This is a genomic window from Pseudomonas sp. GLN_2 (assembly GCF_043106005.1).
Taxonomy (GTDB): domain Bacteria; phylum Pseudomonadota; class Gammaproteobacteria; order Pseudomonadales; family Pseudomonadaceae; genus Aquipseudomonas; species Aquipseudomonas alloputida.
The window spans coordinates 21,641-35,974 of record NZ_JBICMC010000070.1; the positions used below are offsets into that span (position 1 = coordinate 21,641).

The 14,334-nt window shown below is 61.0% G+C and carries 15 protein-coding genes; 11 read left to right on the forward strand and 4 right to left on the reverse strand.

The features are described from left to right. Positions 1–67 precede the first annotated feature (67 nt). The 8 genes from ACF8Q6_RS16320 to hpaI all read left to right on the forward strand — a co-directional run bounded on the left by ACF8Q6_RS16320 (position 68) and on the right by hpaI (position 7,438). Positions 68–739: a fumarylacetoacetate hydrolase family protein gene (locus ACF8Q6_RS16320; RefSeq protein WP_104886230.1), complete on the forward strand. Its 672-nt coding sequence runs from the start codon at positions 68–70 to the stop codon at positions 737–739. Further along, on the forward strand, positions 736–1,503 hold the full coding sequence (locus tag ACF8Q6_RS16325; protein WP_104886231.1) for a fumarylacetoacetate hydrolase family protein: 768 nt from the start codon (positions 736–738) through the stop codon (positions 1,501–1,503). The genes ACF8Q6_RS16320 and ACF8Q6_RS16325 overlap by 4 nt, the downstream gene beginning before the upstream one ends. Before the next feature lie 5 nt (positions 1,504–1,508). Further along, positions 1,509–2,969, forward strand: a complete 1,461-nt coding sequence (hpaE, locus tag ACF8Q6_RS16330) for a 5-carboxymethyl-2-hydroxymuconate semialdehyde dehydrogenase (protein ID WP_028634137.1) — start codon at positions 1,509–1,511, stop codon at positions 2,967–2,969. Positions 2,970–3,060: 91 nt separating this feature from the next. Continuing rightward, positions 3,061–3,984 (forward strand): 3,4-dihydroxyphenylacetate 2,3-dioxygenase, encoded by a 924-nt coding sequence (gene hpaD, locus ACF8Q6_RS16335; RefSeq protein WP_392499102.1) that lies wholly within the window; start codon positions 3,061–3,063, stop codon positions 3,982–3,984. A 57-nt stretch (positions 3,985–4,041) separates the two neighbouring features. After that, positions 4,042–4,452 carry a 5-carboxymethyl-2-hydroxymuconate isomerase gene (locus tag ACF8Q6_RS16340; RefSeq protein ID WP_392490435.1) on the forward strand — a complete coding sequence of 137 codons (411 nt, stop codon included), beginning with the start codon at positions 4,042–4,044 and terminating at the stop codon, positions 4,450–4,452. A gap of 44 nt (positions 4,453–4,496) precedes the next feature. Further along, positions 4,497–5,804, forward strand: coding sequence for an MFS transporter (locus tag ACF8Q6_RS16345; protein WP_104886234.1), 1,308 nt, complete (start codon positions 4,497–4,499; stop codon positions 5,802–5,804). 17 nt (positions 5,805–5,821) lie between these two features. Beyond that, complete coding sequence (gene hpaH, locus ACF8Q6_RS16350; RefSeq protein WP_104886235.1) at positions 5,822–6,625, forward strand: 2-oxo-hept-4-ene-1,7-dioate hydratase; 804 nt, start codon at positions 5,822–5,824, stop codon at positions 6,623–6,625. Positions 6,626–6,634: 9 nt separating this feature from the next. Then, positions 6,635–7,438 carry a 4-hydroxy-2-oxoheptanedioate aldolase gene (gene hpaI / locus ACF8Q6_RS16355; protein WP_392490436.1) on the forward strand — a complete coding sequence of 268 codons (804 nt, stop codon included), beginning with the start codon at positions 6,635–6,637 and terminating at the stop codon, positions 7,436–7,438. Positions 7,439–7,502: 64 nt separating this feature from the next. Here hpaI and ACF8Q6_RS16360 read toward each other — a convergent pair whose 3' ends face one another. Together ACF8Q6_RS16360 and ACF8Q6_RS16365 are read right to left on the reverse strand one after the other, a co-directional pair. Continuing rightward, on the reverse strand, positions 7,503–8,444 hold the full coding sequence (locus ACF8Q6_RS16360; RefSeq protein ID WP_392490437.1) for a p-hydroxyphenylacetate 3-hydroxylase reductase component: 942 nt from the start codon (positions 8,442–8,444) through the stop codon (positions 7,503–7,505). A gap of 78 nt (positions 8,445–8,522) precedes the next feature. Beyond that, the gene (locus ACF8Q6_RS16365; RefSeq protein WP_392490438.1) at positions 8,523–9,692 is read right to left on the reverse strand and encodes a p-hydroxyphenylacetate 3-hydroxylase oxygenase component; all 1,170 of its coding nucleotides are present in this window, start codon (positions 9,690–9,692) and stop codon (positions 8,523–8,525) included. 253 nt (positions 9,693–9,945) lie between these two features. Here ACF8Q6_RS16365 and ACF8Q6_RS16370 point away from each other — a divergent pair, with 253 nt between their 5' ends. After that, on the forward strand, positions 9,946–10,539 hold the full coding sequence (locus tag ACF8Q6_RS16370; RefSeq protein WP_392490439.1) for a TetR/AcrR family transcriptional regulator: 594 nt from the start codon (positions 9,946–9,948) through the stop codon (positions 10,537–10,539). 22 nt (positions 10,540–10,561) lie between these two features. Here ACF8Q6_RS16370 and hpaR read toward each other — a convergent pair whose 3' ends face one another. Beyond that, positions 10,562–10,984 (reverse strand): homoprotocatechuate degradation operon regulator HpaR, encoded by a 423-nt coding sequence (gene hpaR / locus ACF8Q6_RS16375; RefSeq protein WP_028634146.1) that lies wholly within the window; start codon positions 10,982–10,984, stop codon positions 10,562–10,564. Between the two features lie 73 nt (positions 10,985–11,057). Further along, entirely contained in the window at positions 11,058–12,287 is a 1,230-nt protein-coding gene (gene tyrS, locus ACF8Q6_RS16380; protein ID WP_104886240.1) for a tyrosine--tRNA ligase, read from the reverse strand. Positions 12,288–12,605: 318 nt separating this feature from the next. Between tyrS and ACF8Q6_RS16385 the strand changes: the two genes are divergently transcribed. Together ACF8Q6_RS16385 and ACF8Q6_RS16390 are read left to right on the forward strand one after the other, a co-directional pair. After that, entirely contained in the window at positions 12,606–13,904 is a 1,299-nt protein-coding gene (locus tag ACF8Q6_RS16385; RefSeq protein WP_392490440.1) for an NAD(P)/FAD-dependent oxidoreductase, read from the forward strand. Between the two features lie 29 nt (positions 13,905–13,933). Beyond that, positions 13,934–14,299: a cupin domain-containing protein gene (locus ACF8Q6_RS16390; RefSeq protein ID WP_104886242.1), complete on the forward strand. Its 366-nt coding sequence runs from the start codon at positions 13,934–13,936 to the stop codon at positions 14,297–14,299. Positions 14,300–14,334 lie beyond the last annotated feature (35 nt).

Genomic DNA, 14,334 nt, shown 5'->3' on the forward strand with positions numbered 1-14,334 from the left:
CTATAACATTAACACATTAACGATTTTGCGGAGCAGCATGCTGCTCCACCACCGCCAGGAGAAAAGCATGAGCCATGCGTTGCATGACGTTGCGAACGGTACCGTGTTCGGCGTAGCGCTGAACTACAACGGTCTGCTACAGCAGCGTCTGGCCGAATTCGAGAAGCCGCCATACAAACAGGCGCCGGTCAAGCCGGTGCTCTTCATCAAGACGCCCAACACCCGTAATGCCCACGGTCGCGACGTAATCCACCCAGCCGGTGAACGCTTGCAACCAGGCCCGGCCTTGGGCGTGGTGATCGGCAAAGACGCCACCCGGGTGAGTGCCGACGATGCGATGACCCACGTGGCCGGCTTCACCATCGTCAATGAGTACAGCCTGCCGGAAGACAGCTACTACCGCCCTGCGGTCAAGGCCAAGTGCCGCGACGGCTTCTGCTCCATTGGTCCCGACCTGATCCCGGTTTCCGCAGTCGCTGACCCGCACCAACTGACCCTCAAGCTCTATGTGAACGGCGCTGTAGTGCAGGAAAACACTACCGCCAACCTGGTGCGTAGCATCCCGCAGCTGATCGCCGAATTGAGCGAGTTCATGACCTTGCACGCGGGCGATGTACTGATAACCGGCACTCCGGAGGGGCGTGTCGACGTCCATCCTGGTGACCTCGTCGAAGTCGAGATCACTGGCCTTGGCCGCCTGGCCAACACCATCATTGCCGAGCCGGGGGAGCCAGCATGAAACACGCGCGTATCCGTTTTGAAGGCAGCGTTCATGCTGTCACCGTCGAAGCCGACAACACCGTTCGTCTGGCCGACGGCCGAGTGCTTGGTGAGCGGCAGGTCGAGTGGCTGCCACCGGCAAATGGAAGCATGTTCGCACTCGGATTGAACTACGCCGACCACGCCAAAGAACTCGCCTTCGCTCCACCCACCGAGCCGCTGGCGTTTATCAAGTCCCCCGGCACCTACACCGGACACAACCAGGTCACCTGGCGCCCGGACAACGTCGAGTACATGCACTATGAGTGTGAACTGGTGGCCGTCATCGGCAAGCCGGCGAAGAACGTCAAGCGTGAGAACGCCATGGAGTACGTGGCCGGGTACACCGTGTGCAACGACTACGCCATCCGCGACTACCTGGAAAACTACTACCGCCCCAACCTGCGGGTGAAAAACCGCGACGCCACCACCCCGGTTGGCCCGTGGATCGTCGACGCAGCCGAAGTGCCAGATGTGAGCAACCTGAAGCTACGCACCTGGATCAACGGTGAGCTGAAGCAGGAAGGCACCACCGCGGACATGATTTTCGACATTCCGTACCTGATCGAATACTTCTCCAGCTTTATGACCCTGCAACCGGGCGACATGATCGCCACTGGTACGCCAGAGGGCCTGGCCGACGTGGTGCCGGGCGATGAAGTGGTGGTGGAAGTGGAAGGCGTCGGACGCCTGGTCAACCGCATCGTCAGCGAAGCTGACTTCTTCAAGAACAACAAGGCATGAGCAACATGATCAAACATTGGATCAACGGCCGTGAGGTCGAGAGCAAAGACACCTTCGTCAACTACAACCCTGCCACTGGCGAGGCCATCGGCGAAGTCGCCAGTGGCGGCGCCGAGGAAGTTGCCCAGGCCGTAGCTGCGGCGAAGGATGCCTTCCCGAAGTGGGCCAACACGCCGGCGAAGGAACGCGCCCGCCTGATGCGCAAGCTGGGTGAACTGATTGACCAGAACGTGCCGAAACTGGCCGAACTGGAGACGCTGGACACCGGCCTGCCGATCCACCAGACCAAGAACGTGCTGATCCCGCGTGCCTCGCACAACTTCGACTTCTTCGCCGAAGTGTGCACGCGCATGGACGGCCACACCTACCCGGTCGACGACCAGATGCTCAACTACACCCTGTACCAGCCTGTGGGTGTGTGTGGCCTGGTGTCGCCCTGGAACGTACCGTTCATGACCGCCACCTGGAAAACCGCGCCGTGCCTGGCATTGGGCAACACTGCGGTACTGAAGATGAGCGAACTGTCGCCGCTGACGGCGAATGAGCTGGGCCGCCTGGCAGTAGAAGCCGGCATTCCGAATGGCGTGTTGAACGTGATCCAGGGCTACGGCGCCACCGCCGGTGACGCGCTGGTCCGCCACCCGGACGTACGCGCCATCTCCTTCACCGGCGGTACCGCCACCGGTCGGAAGATCATGCAGACCGCGGGCTTGAAGAAATACTCGATGGAACTGGGCGGCAAATCGCCCGTGCTGATTTTCGAAGATGCCGATCTTGAGCGCGCGCTGGACGCAGCCTTGTTCACCATCTTCTCGCTGAACGGCGAACGCTGCACTGCCGGCAGCCGCATCTTCATCCAGGAAAGCGTGTACCCGCAGTTCGTCGCCGAGTTCGCAGCCCGCGCCAAACGCCTGATTGTCGGCGACCCAACCGACCCGAAAACCCAGGTTGGCTCGATGATCACGCAAGCGCACTACGACAAGGTCACGGGCTACATCAAGATCGGCATGGAAGAAGGCGCACGCCTGGTTGCAGGCGGCCTTGAGCGTCCAGCCAACCTGCCCGCACATCTGGCTAAAGGGCAGTTCGTCCAGCCGACCGTGTTCGCCGACGTGAACAACAAGATGCGCATCGCCCAGGAAGAGATCTTTGGCCCAGTGGTCTGCCTGATCCCGTTCAAGGACGAAGCCGAAGCACTGCAACTGGCCAACGACACCGAGTACGGCCTGGCCTCCTATATCTGGACCCAGGACATTGGCAAGGCTCACCGCCTGGCCCGCGGCATTGAGGCCGGCATGGTGTTCATCAACAGCCAGAACGTGCGCGATCTGCGTCAGCCGTTCGGTGGTGTGAAAGGCTCGGGCACCGGCCGCGAAGGCGGACAGTACAGTTTCGAAGTGTTCGCCGAAATCAAGAACGTGTGCATTTCCATGGGTAGCCACCACATCCCGCGCTGGGGCGTGTGACTGTCAACCCAACGCGCCGGGCGGGCCAATGTTCTGACGACAGCCTGATCCGCCCGGCGTCGTGGGGTCTACAACAATAAGGAGTCTGATCATGGGTAAAGTGGCCCTAGCGGCAAAGATCACTCACGTGCCCAGCATGTACCTATCGGAAATGCCTGGCCCTCGCCAGGGATTTCGCCAGGCCGCGATCGACGGGCATTACGAGATCAGCCGCCGTTGCCGTGAGCTGGGTGTGGACACCATCGTCGTGTTCGACACCCACTGGCTAGTCAATGCCAACTACCACATCCTCTGCGGCGAGCATTTCGAGGGGGTATACACCTCTAACGAACTGCCGCACTTCATCAGCAACATGGCCTATGAGTTCCCCGGCAACAAGGAACTGGGCCTGATCCTGAGCGATGCCTGCAATCGCTTCGCCGTCGAGACCATGGCCCACCACGCCACTACCTTGGGCCCTGAATACGGCACCCTGGTTCCGATGCGCTACATGAACCAGGACCAGCACTTCAAAGTGATTTCAGTCTCGGCGCTGTGCACGTCGCACTATCTGGCCGACAGCGCCCGCCTCGGCTGGGCCATGCGCAAGGCAGTGGAAGACCACTACGACGGCACCGTGGCGTTCCTTGCCAGTGGCTCGCTGTCCCACCGCTTCGCCCAGAACGGCCAGGCGCCAGACTTTGCCACCAAAGTCTGGAGCCCGTTCCTCGAAACCCTGGATCACCGTGTGGTGAAAATGTGGGAGAACGCCGAATGGGAGGAATTCTGCGGGATGCTTCCTGAATACGCGGCCAAGGGCCACGGCGAAGGGTTCATGCACGACACGGCGATGCTGTTGGGTGTACTCGGCTGGTCGAAGTACGACGGCAAGGCCGAGGTTGTGACCCCGTACTTCGGATCATCCGGTACCGGGCAGATCAACGCTATCTTCCCGATCACGCCTCAGGACGGCTCGGCCATACCGCCTGCGCAAGCAGCGAATCCGGCGACTGTGGTTTCCACCAGCCGACTCTGACCCACCTGCCAGGCCACCGCTTGGCGGCCTGGTGCCCTCGCCACAAGGAGGCACCTCATGCCACACCTGGTTCTGCTCTACACCCCTGACCTGGAAGCCGATGCCGACATCCCCGGTCTGTGCCGCGCCCTGGCCGACTGCATGCTCGAACAGCACGACGCAGCCGGCAAGACGGTCTTCCCAACCGGTGGCACCCGCGTACTCGCCTACCCTGCCGCCCATTGCGCAGTGGCAGACGGCAACGGCGACTACGGCTTCTTGTACGCCAACCTGCGCATGGGCAGTGGCCGAAGCCCCGCTGTACATAAAGCGGTCGGCGACAACTTGCTGCAGGTGTTGAAGCAACGTCTGGATGAGCTGCTGCGCCAACGCCCGATCGGCATCACCCTGCAGATCGATGAAAGCACCCAGCAGGTCTACGACGCAAAACACAGCACCTTGCACCCCCTGTTCAACCGCCCGGCCTGAGTCCAGGTCGCCCGCTGCCTCATCACACAACAAGTACAAAAAACATGAGCACACTCGAACATGCCTCGCCGGCCCAGACTCAGACCGAACTGGCCGACGCGACCCACCGCGCGGTCACCTGGCGACTGATGCCGTTACTGCTGATCTGCTACCTGTTCGCCCACCTCGACCGCATCAACATCGGCTTTGCCAAGATGCAGATGAGCCAGGACCTGCAGCTGTCCGACACGGTCTACGGGCTGGGCGCCGGGCTGTTTTTCATTGCCTATGCCTTGTTCGGGGTGCCTAGCAACCTGATGCTTGAACGCTTCGGCCCACGCCGCTGGATCGCCACATTGATGGTGGTATGGGGCGCGCTGTCGGCCAGCATGCTGCTGATCGAGAGCAGCAGCGCGTTCTACCTGCTGCGCTTCGCGCTGGGGGCTGCCGAGGCAGGGTTCTTTCCGGGCATCCTGGTCTACCTCAATCGCTGGTACCCCGCTGGGCGCCGGGCTCAGGTCACCGCGTTGTTCGCGATCGCCGTGCCACTGGCCGGGGTGGTTGGCGGGCCGTTGTCAGGGGCGATCCTGGCATTCATGCACGAGGCAGCTGGCCTGCGCGGCTGGCAGTGGATGTTTTTACTGGAAGGCGCGCCAGTGATGCTGCTGGGGCTGGTGGTACTGGCTGCACTGCCTGAACACTTCGAGCGGGTGCACTGGCTCGACGACCGGCAGAAGGCTGCATTGCGCGCCCAGTTCGGCCGCGAAGAGCAGCGCAAAACCGTGACATCTTTGGGCGGCATCCTCTCCAGCCCAGCGATCTGGCTGCTGGTGGCGGTGTACTGCGCAGTGATGCTGGCGGTCAACACATTGGCCTTCTGGATGCCCAGCCTGATTCATGGCGCTGGCATCGACAGCGACGCGAGCGTCGGCCTGCTCAGCGCTATCCCTTACCTGGCCGGCTGCGTGTTCATGCTCGCGTGCGGCCGTTCCAGCGACCGCCAGCGCGAGCGCCGCTGGCACCTGTGCGTGCCACTGCTGATGGCCGCAGCCGGCATCGCCATCAGCGGTTTGGCGCCTCAGCAACCGTGGCCAGTACTGGGCGGGCTGGTGTTGGCGGGCATGGGAGCCAGCGCGGCCTTGCCGATGTTCTGGCAATTACCGCCAGCGTTCCTCAATGCCCGCACCCAAGCTGCCGGTATTGCCCTGATCAGTTCACTGGGCAGCATCGCCTCGTTCGCGGCGCCCTATTTCATCGGGTGGGTGCGCGACACCACGCAAAGCGCAAGTCTCGCGCTCTACGCGCTCGCCTGCTTCATCACCCTCGGCGGCCTGCTTGTGCTGCGCACCCGGGCCGCCATCGTCAACCCTTGAACACAGAGATTGTCATCATGCTTGATAACGCTTTCATCCAGCAGGCCGCCGAACGCCTCGACCAAGCCGAGCGCTCTCGTGAGCAGGTCCGCCAGTTCTCTCTTGAGCAGCCAGCGATTACCATCGAAGACGCCTACGCCATCCAGCGCGCCTGGGTAGCCAAGAAGATCGCCGCTGGCCGCAAGCTGGTCGGCCACAAGATTGGCCTGACCTCGCGCGCCATGCAGGTGTCGTCGAACATCACTGAACCCGACTACGGTGCCTTGCTCGACGACATGCTGTTCGACGAAGGCAGCGACATTCCCTTCGATCGCTTCATCGTGCCGCGAGTCGAGGTGGAGCTGGCGTTCATCCTGGGCAAACCGCTTAAGGGCCCCAACGTCACCGTGTTCGATGTACTGGAAGCCACTGAGTGGGTGATCCCGGCACTGGAGATCATCGACGCCCGTATCCAGCAGGTCGACCCGCAGACCCAGGTAACCCGCAAGGTGTTCGACACCATTTCCGACAACGCCGCCAACGCTGGCGTGGTCATGGGCGGACGGGCCGTGCGCCCTACCGACATTGACCTGCGCAAGGTGCCGGCGGTGCTGTACCGCAATGGTGTGATCGAGGAGTCCGGTGTGAGTGCCGCTGTGCTCAATCACCCAGCCAAAGGTGTCGCCTGGCTGGCCAACAAGCTGGCGCCATACGACGTCACCCTGCAGCCAGGTCAGATCATTCTCGGCGGTTCCTTCACTCGCCCGGTCGCCGCTCGTCCTGGGGACACCTTCCACGTCGACTACGACATGCTCGGCTCGATCGCCTGCCGCTTCGTCTGAGGACTGACCATGGACATGCCTATCAACCATTTCAAACAACGCCTGCGCAGCGGCCAGGCCCAGATCGGCCTGTGGCTCGGCCTGGCCGATGCCTACTGCGCCGAACTGGCCGCCAATGCTGGCTTCGACTGGCTGCTTATCGATGGTGAACATGCACCCAACGACCTGCGCGGCATGCTCGCGCAGTTACAGGCAGTGGCTCCCTACCCTAGCCAGGCCGTGATACGCCCGGTGATCGGCGATACCGCGCTGATCAAGCAAGTGCTGGATATCGGTGCTCAAACCCTCCTGGTACCGATGGTCGAAAGTGCCGAGCAGGCGCGACAACTGGTCAAGGCCGTGCATTACCCGCCGACCGGCGTACGTGGCGTGGGCAGTGCACTGGCGCGGGCGTCGCGATGGAACAGCATCGCCGGCTACCTCGACCACGCGGACGCGCAGATGTGCCTGCTGGTACAAATCGAGAACAAGGAAGGCCTGGCCAACCTGGACGACATCGTTGCAGTAGACGGCGTCGATGGCGTATTCATCGGCCCTGCCGACCTCAGCGCTGCCATGGGCCACCGTGGCAATCCGGGGCACCCTGAAGTGCAGGCAGCGATCGAAGATGCCATTGTGCGAATCGGTAAGGCGGGCAAGGCGGCGGGGATTCTCAGTGCCGATGAGAAGCTGGCACGTCGTTATATCGAACTGGGTGCGGCCTTTGTCGCAGTCGGCGTCGATACCACCGTGCTGATGCGCGGGCTGCGGGACCTGGCGGGCAAGTTCAAGGATACGCCGGTGTTCAACAGTGTCGGAGGCGGTGTGTACTGAACCTTCGCTATCGCTAGGAACAAAAACGGCGCCCGATGGGCGCCGTTTTCGTTCAAGGCCATGCTTACATCTGGATAATGGCTTTGAGCACGGTCTTGAAGGTCTCCAGTTGCTCAGCACTGAACTGCCCGAACACCTTGTCCTGCTGCTCCTGAGCAATGCCCCACAGTGCTTCGGTTTCATCCACCCCTTTTACAGACAGCCGCACACGACCGTCGTCGTCAGCGATCAAACCCTTGCGCTTGAGGTTGGCTACGGCCTCCTCAATCTCACGCGCGGGCATCGCCACTTCGCGCTGCAAGTCGTTCAAGCTGAGCCCAGCATCGTTCTCCAGCACCATCAACATGCGGGCTTCGCTGGTGCGCAGGCCAGTGCACAATTGACGTGGCTGATAGTCGGCCTGGTAGGCACGCAGGGCCTGAGTCATTAGGTAGTACAGGTTGTGCTGCAGACGGCCCTGGAAGTGACTGCTCGGCGCCTGCCCGTCGGCCCGTTGGGTCATGCGGGTGTGCGGCAGTACCATCGAGTATGCACCTTGGTGGTAAAGCAGCGGAGAGCGGCCAAAGTCATCGAAGGCTACGACCTTGCCGACCAGGATCCAGTGATCGCCGCCGTCCAGTTGCTGGAACTTCTCACACTGGAAACGCGCCGCACAGTCGGCGAACAGCGGCGCACCACCGGCCCCTTCCTCGTACTCGATGCCGGCGAAACGATCTTCCTTGGGACGTGCGAAATTGTTGGACAGGTCAATCTGATCAGCCGCGAGGATGTTCACTGCAAAGTGCGAAGCCTCCTCGAAAACCTCATGGCTGGTGGAGCGTTTATCGATACTCCAGAGGATCAATGCGGGGTCCAATGACACCGAGTTGAAGCTGTTGGCGGTGACACCGACCTTGCGGCCACTCGGCCCGGCTGCGGTGACCACGGTCACGCCAGTCGCGAAATTACCCAAGGCACGGCGGAAGGCACGGGTATCGAAATCGGTCACAGAGGTTGAATTGGACATGCAAGACTCCCGGGCAGGCCGAACGGGCCTGCCACTGTTTGTTGTTGTGGTTGTTGCGGGGGATTAGCCGGGCGGCGGTCAAACCATCGCCGGGTCAGGCTCCAGGCCCATCAGTTCGCGGCCAAGGATCTGTGCGCAGACGTCGTAGTCGGTGTAGGCGTGGGCACCGGTCATGTGCGAATCACGGAACAGTCGCTGCAGTTCATTGGTCTCGAACCAAGCGCCACCACCGGCTGCTTCCATCAGGCGGTCGACTGCCTGGATGCACATTTTTACCGCATAGCCTTGGTTGGTCCGCCAAAACGCCAAGGTAGCGCGCGATGGGTATTCATGACGTTCGCTGTATTGCGCAATCTCGTCCCAGCTCTTTTCCAGCAATGCCCGTGCGGCAGCCACCTGGTGGGTGGACTCAGCCAAGCGCATCAGGGCAGGCGTGGCGGCACCGACCGCGGCACCGGTGTAGGCACGCACGCGGTTGCGGGTTTTTTCGCGGAACACTTCCAGCATGCGCTCGGCAACGCCCAGGCTGACAGTAGAGAAGCCGCTGGCGAAGTAAGGGCGATATGGAGCGTAGAAAATCTTGCTGTCCGGGTACATACCGAAGCCGGCGGACTTGCCTTCCATCATGTCCTTGGCTTTCTGGATGCGGTGCTCGGGCACGAAAGCGCCGCGTACGATCAGTGTCTTGCTACCGCTGCCGCGCATGCCCACTGCATACCAGTCATCGCGGATTTCATAATCGCTGCGAGGCAATACAGCGAAACAGTAATCCTGAGCCCCCTCGGCGTTAGGCCGACGGAAACCCAGTATCGCCCACTCGGCGTGGTCGCAGCCGGAGCTCCAGCCCATTTCGCCACTGAAGGTCACACCGCCTTCCACCTCTTCGGTACGGCCGAATGGGGCGATGCTGCTGCTGGCCGTGGCGTCCGGGTCATTACCCCATACGTCCTGCTGCAACTTGGCCGGGAACATCGCCATCTGGTGGCTGTGGGTGCACAGCAGGCTCATAGCCCACGCGGTGCTTGCGCACGCGCCGGCCAGCAGAGCGATGCATTGGGCGAACTGCGGCAAGGAAATTTCCAAGCCACCGTACTGCTTGGGCAGGAAAGCGCGATGCATGCCGATACTCTTGAGCAAGGCGATGTTCTCTGCTGGAACACTGCGGTCTTGCTCAGCCTTGAAAGCATTGTCAGCAATGGCCGGCAGGATGGCTTTGAGGTCTTCCAGCAAAGGATTTGGCTTTTTCATGAACGGTCTCTTTATTATTGGATAACCAGCGTGCAACCCCCTGCGCGGCAGCGGGCAGCCGAATAGTCTCAATGACGCGTTCAGTATGTGACTGAGGCAGGTGTCGAGAAATGCACGTTACGAGGGGAAAATTGTACTTTCCATGGTATTGGCCCTGGGTTCAGTTCGAAGCGATTGACCCCTGCCCCAGTCGCCACCACAATCCTCCTCGAAGCGCGCGTGGCCTACCCGCGCCATTGATGGAGTGACCTCGTTGAAAGCGCTTTCCCCCTCTGCGGCACGTATCTGCGACGCCGCCGTCGGCCACTTCGCGGCATTCGGTTACGACGCCTCCTCGTTGAATGAGATCGCTCAACTGGCTGGCATGCGTAAAGCCTCGCTCTACGCGCACTTCGCGAACAAGGATGCATTGTTCCTGGAAGCGTTTCAGCGTGCATTGGAAGTTGAGACCCAATTCGTCGAGAGCGCTTTTCGAGAGGAGGCGACGGGCGCAGTAGCGCCTGGGCACTGGCTGGTGCTTCACCTTGCCGAGCGCTACCAACAGTCGCAGAACCTGCGTTTCATCCTGCGCACCGCGTTTCTGCCTCCGATCGATATCAAGGGGGCCGTCACCTCAGGGTTCGAGCGATATCTGGACGGCGTGCGCGAAGGTTTTTGCCAAGCGCTGCATGCGCGCTATAGCTGGGCTGACCTGGCAAGCACACGCCTGGAGGTCTATGCCGATGCCTACCTGGGCATCATCGACAGCCTGCATGTGGAACTGATGTATGCCGACCCCGCCGTCTATGCACGGCGTGCGGCATCGCTGTTGAAAATCCTTGACGACTCATTGTCGCTGAACCGCTGAGACGAGGGGCCGTCACGCGGGCCTACGGCTTGATCTTCTTCATCTCTTCGAGCAGCCGGGTCAGTTGCTGAAGCTTTTCCTCGCCGAACTGACTCAGGATCTTGTCGTAGTTACGGCCCATTTCCTCGCTCATCGCCAAAAACACCTGCTGCCCCTTGACCGTGAGGTTGATGAACACCCTGCGTTGATCTTCAGAAGACTTGCGCCGCGCGACAATACCGTCGCGCTCAAGGCGCTTGAGCACGCCGCTCATGCTCGGTTTGAGAATACAGGCAAGCTCTGCCAACTGATGGCTTTCCAACTCACCCTGCTGACGCAGGATACGAATGACCCGCCATTGCTGTTCGGTCAACTCGTGGGCGTTCAGCGCCGGGCGGAAGAACGCCATGGTGGCTTCGCGAGCCTGCAGCAGCGTGAGCGTAAGGGAGGGGCGTGGCGTGGTCATGCGTACGGGGGGCTCGTCGATAAAAAGCGTGCCGGCGAGTATGCCAGCACGCGCTCATTAATACATTAACCAATTACTCGATAAGCAAGTGGTAATGGCGCTTCTTGCCCAAGCTCAGGCGCCATTGATGCTGGCCAGGCGGTAAATCGGCGTCCACTGATAGCACCACCTCACCATCCAGGCGCAAGCCACCACCCTCCGCCAGTCGCCTTGCCGCACCACGCGATGGTTGCAGACCGGCCTGCACCAGTACCTCGGCCAGGCTCAAGACCTGCAGCGTGCTGCGGGCTACGGTAATAGTGGTCAACCCAGCGCCGATGCCGTCCCCGTACACGCCACTGGCGGCCTCTCGCGCAGCCTTGGCTGCCTCAGCGCCGTGCGCCAGGGCTGTCACCTCATCGGCCAGCAAAGCCTTGGCCTGGTTCAAGGCCGCACCACCCTCGCGCGTGAGTTCGGCGATCCGCTCCAGCGAAAGTTCTGTAAACAGGGCCAGAAAGCGCGGAAGGTCCCGATCGTCGCAATTGCGCCAGAACTGCCAGAAGTCGAAGCTCGGCAGGCGACGCTCGTCAAGCCAGACTGCGCCGTTGAGCGACTTGCCCATTTTCTTGCCATCGCTGTTGGTCAATAACGGCATGGTCAGACCGAACAACTGACGCTGATCACGGCGCCGGGCCAGCTCGACGCCATTGATGATGTTGGCCCACTGGTCAGCACCGCCCAATTGCAGCGTGCAGTCGTGCTGACGCGCCAGCTCGGTAAAGTCATGGGCCTGCAGCAGGGTATAACCGAACTCCAGAAATGATAGCGAGTGTTCCCGGTCCAGGCGTTGGCGCACCGAGTCGAACGTCAACAGGCGGTTGATCGAGAAGTAACGCCCAACCTGGTCGAGGAACCGCAGATAGCCGATACCATCGAGCCACTGCGCGTTGTCGACCACTAAGCCCTCCCCCTCACCCAAACGCAGGTAGCGCCCGAAGGTGCGCGTGATGCCAGCGATATTGGCCTGAATCTGCGCCTCATCGAGTACCGGGCGGCTCTCGTCCCGGAAGCTTGGGTCACCGATGCGCGTGGTCGCGCCACCGATCAGCAGGATCGGGCGGTGCCCAGCCTTCTGCAGCCAGCGCATTAGCATCAAACCCTGCAGGTGCCCGACATGCAGGCTGTCAGCTGTGGCATCAAAGCCCAGGTAGAACGTGCGCGGTCCATCGCGCAGATGAGAGCGTAGTCCTTCGAGGTCAGTGCTCTGGTGAATGAAGCCCCTGGCTTGCAGGTGGCCGATCAGGTCGGAATGTAGGTCGCTCATGATAACTCCTGGGTAAGCCCGAGGAGCGAGACACACGTCCAGCCGCCCCGGGCGGATGACGTGCACGCAGCCACGACCGCCTCAGCTTGAGGTGGCGTAGCGGCGGTAACGTGGTAGATTGATTAACATATTCATGACATTCATGATCAAGGAGACTGCGACGCACGTCAAGCCTCCTCCTACACTGCGCCCTGGCACGCAGATCAAACGCCGTGGCAGGCTCAGGCAAGACGCCTACCGATCGTTAGGTGCTCAATGGCACCACTTGCACTGCTTCGGCAAAGGCCCTATCACAATTCCAATTCAGCAGGCTGCGTCATGATCAACATCGAGACCCCGACCTACTACACCGCGACCAAAAAGTACAACCTTAGCTTCCCCACCCTGGAAAGCGACATCGACGCCGATGTCGTGGTCATCGGTGGCGGCTTCTCGGGTATTAACACAGCACTGGAACTGGCAGAAAAAGGCGTCACCAATGTTGTGGTGCTCGAAGCCCGCTACCTGGGTTTTGGCGGTACCGGGCGCAATGGCGGGCAGATCATGGCCGGCATTGGTCATGATCTGGAAAAAATCAGAAGCAGCGTCGGTGACCAGGGGCTGAAGCAGATTTTCGAGATCAGTGAACTGGGCGCCGGCATCATCAAAGAGCGCATTGCCCGCTACAACATTGATGCGGACTTCTGCCACGGCTATGGCTACATGGGCTTCAATAAACGCCAGGAAAAGACCCTGCGAGCATGGGAAAAAGACTTCAAGTCGATCAACACCCACGACGAGATCCGCTTTCTGGGTGGCGCCGAGGTGAAGCAGATCATCGGCAGCGACGCTTACAGCAGCGCCCTGCTACACATGGGCGGCGGCCACGTGCACTCGCTCAATCTGCTGTTGGGCGAAGCCCAGGCCCTGATAGGCCACGGCGCACGCATCTTTGAACACAGCCCGGCTCTAGAGGTGACCTACGGCGAGCGTATCAAGGTGCGCACCGGCCGCGGCTCGGTGCAAGCCAGCAAGCTGCTGTGGGCCTGCGACAGCTTCCTCAACAAAATGGAACCGGAGCTGCACGCGCGCACTATTAACACCTACGCCTTCCAGATGATGACTGAGCCACTGTCGGAAGAACTGATACAGCGTATCAGCCCGATCCGCGGCGCCTACAGTGATATCCGCCCGGTGATCGATTACTACCGCGTCACCCGCGAGAACCGCCTGCTGTTCGGTGCCGCCACGCCGTTCATCGAGCACATCCCGCTGGACCTCAAGGCCTGGAACCGTGCCTTGATGCTGAAGATTTTCCCCTACCTCAAGGATGTGCGGATCGACCTCGCCTGGGGCGGTCCAATGGCCACAAGCGCCAACCTGTTCCCGCAGATCGGCACACTCAGCAATCGCCCCAACGCATTTTACGTTCAGGGTTATTCGGGCTTTGGCGTCACGCCCAGCCACATCATTTGCAAGATTCTCGCCGAGGGCATGCACGAAGGCTCATCGCGCTACGACCTGATCAGTTCGGTCAAACACGCACGGATCCTCGGCAAGGACCATTTCCGCCCTCTGCTACTCACCGCCGGCAAGACCGTGCACCAGCTTTCGGGCTATTTCAACGGCCGTCGCTGACCGTATCTTTCACCCACTGGAGAACTGCCATGACCCTCACTGCCGCCAAGCAAGGCATACAACTGTCCGAACTCGATGCCTGGGGCACCGTTGCCGATCTGGGCTCGGAAATCCTCGAAGGCGAAGTCAAAGCCTTTGGCAAAATGACCCACGGAGCGCCGACCGACCCCGTCAGCAGCGCTTACTTTGGCACCACGCGCGGCAAATTCCGCATGGTTTACCCGTTCAACGAGCAGGCGATAATCGTAACAGGCGAAATCCAGCTGACTGACGAGTCCACAGGCCAGATCACTCGCTACAAAGCCGGTGACGCCTGGTTCGTAACCAAGGGCACGCCGGTGCTGTGGGAGATTTTGAGCGAGTCGTTCGTCAAGCACTACTTCGCCGTAGCTTGACGCAAGCAGGTAATAAAAACGCCGCCAGCGCTACA

What these genes read in the sequence shown, in the direction of transcription:
- ACF8Q6_RS16320 (WP_104886230.1), top strand. Translation starts at nt 68, where the DNA reads ATGAGCCATGCGTTGCATGACGTTGCGAACGGTACCGTGTTCGGCGTA.
- ACF8Q6_RS16325 (WP_104886231.1), top strand. Translation starts at nt 736, where the DNA reads ATGAAACACGCGCGTATCCGTTTTGAAGGCAGCGTTCATGCTGTCACC.
- hpaE (WP_028634137.1), top strand. Translation starts at nt 1,509, where the DNA reads ATGATCAAACATTGGATCAACGGCCGTGAGGTCGAGAGCAAAGACACC.
- hpaD (WP_392499102.1), top strand. Translation starts at nt 3,061, where the DNA reads ATGGGTAAAGTGGCCCTAGCGGCAAAGATCACTCACGTGCCCAGCATG.
- ACF8Q6_RS16340 (WP_392490435.1), top strand. Translation starts at nt 4,042, where the DNA reads ATGCCACACCTGGTTCTGCTCTACACCCCTGACCTGGAAGCCGATGCC.
- ACF8Q6_RS16345 (WP_104886234.1), top strand. Translation starts at nt 4,497, where the DNA reads ATGAGCACACTCGAACATGCCTCGCCGGCCCAGACTCAGACCGAACTG.
- hpaH (WP_104886235.1), top strand. Translation starts at nt 5,822, where the DNA reads ATGCTTGATAACGCTTTCATCCAGCAGGCCGCCGAACGCCTCGACCAA.
- hpaI (WP_392490436.1), top strand. Translation starts at nt 6,635, where the DNA reads ATGGACATGCCTATCAACCATTTCAAACAACGCCTGCGCAGCGGCCAG.
- ACF8Q6_RS16360 (WP_392490437.1), bottom strand. Translation starts at nt 8,444, where the DNA reads ATGTCCAATTCAACCTCTGTGACCGATTTCGATACCCGTGCCTTCCGC.
- ACF8Q6_RS16365 (WP_392490438.1), bottom strand. Translation starts at nt 9,692, where the DNA reads ATGAAAAAGCCAAATCCTTTGCTGGAAGACCTCAAAGCCATCCTGCCG.
- hpaR (WP_028634146.1), bottom strand. Translation starts at nt 10,984, where the DNA reads ATGACCACGCCACGCCCCTCCCTTACGCTCACGCTGCTGCAGGCTCGC.
- tyrS (WP_104886240.1), bottom strand. Translation starts at nt 12,287, where the DNA reads ATGAGCGACCTACATTCCGACCTGATCGGCCACCTGCAAGCCAGGGGC.
- ACF8Q6_RS16385 (WP_392490440.1), top strand. Translation starts at nt 12,606, where the DNA reads ATGATCAACATCGAGACCCCGACCTACTACACCGCGACCAAAAAGTAC.
- ACF8Q6_RS16390 (WP_104886242.1), top strand. Translation starts at nt 13,934, where the DNA reads ATGACCCTCACTGCCGCCAAGCAAGGCATACAACTGTCCGAACTCGAT.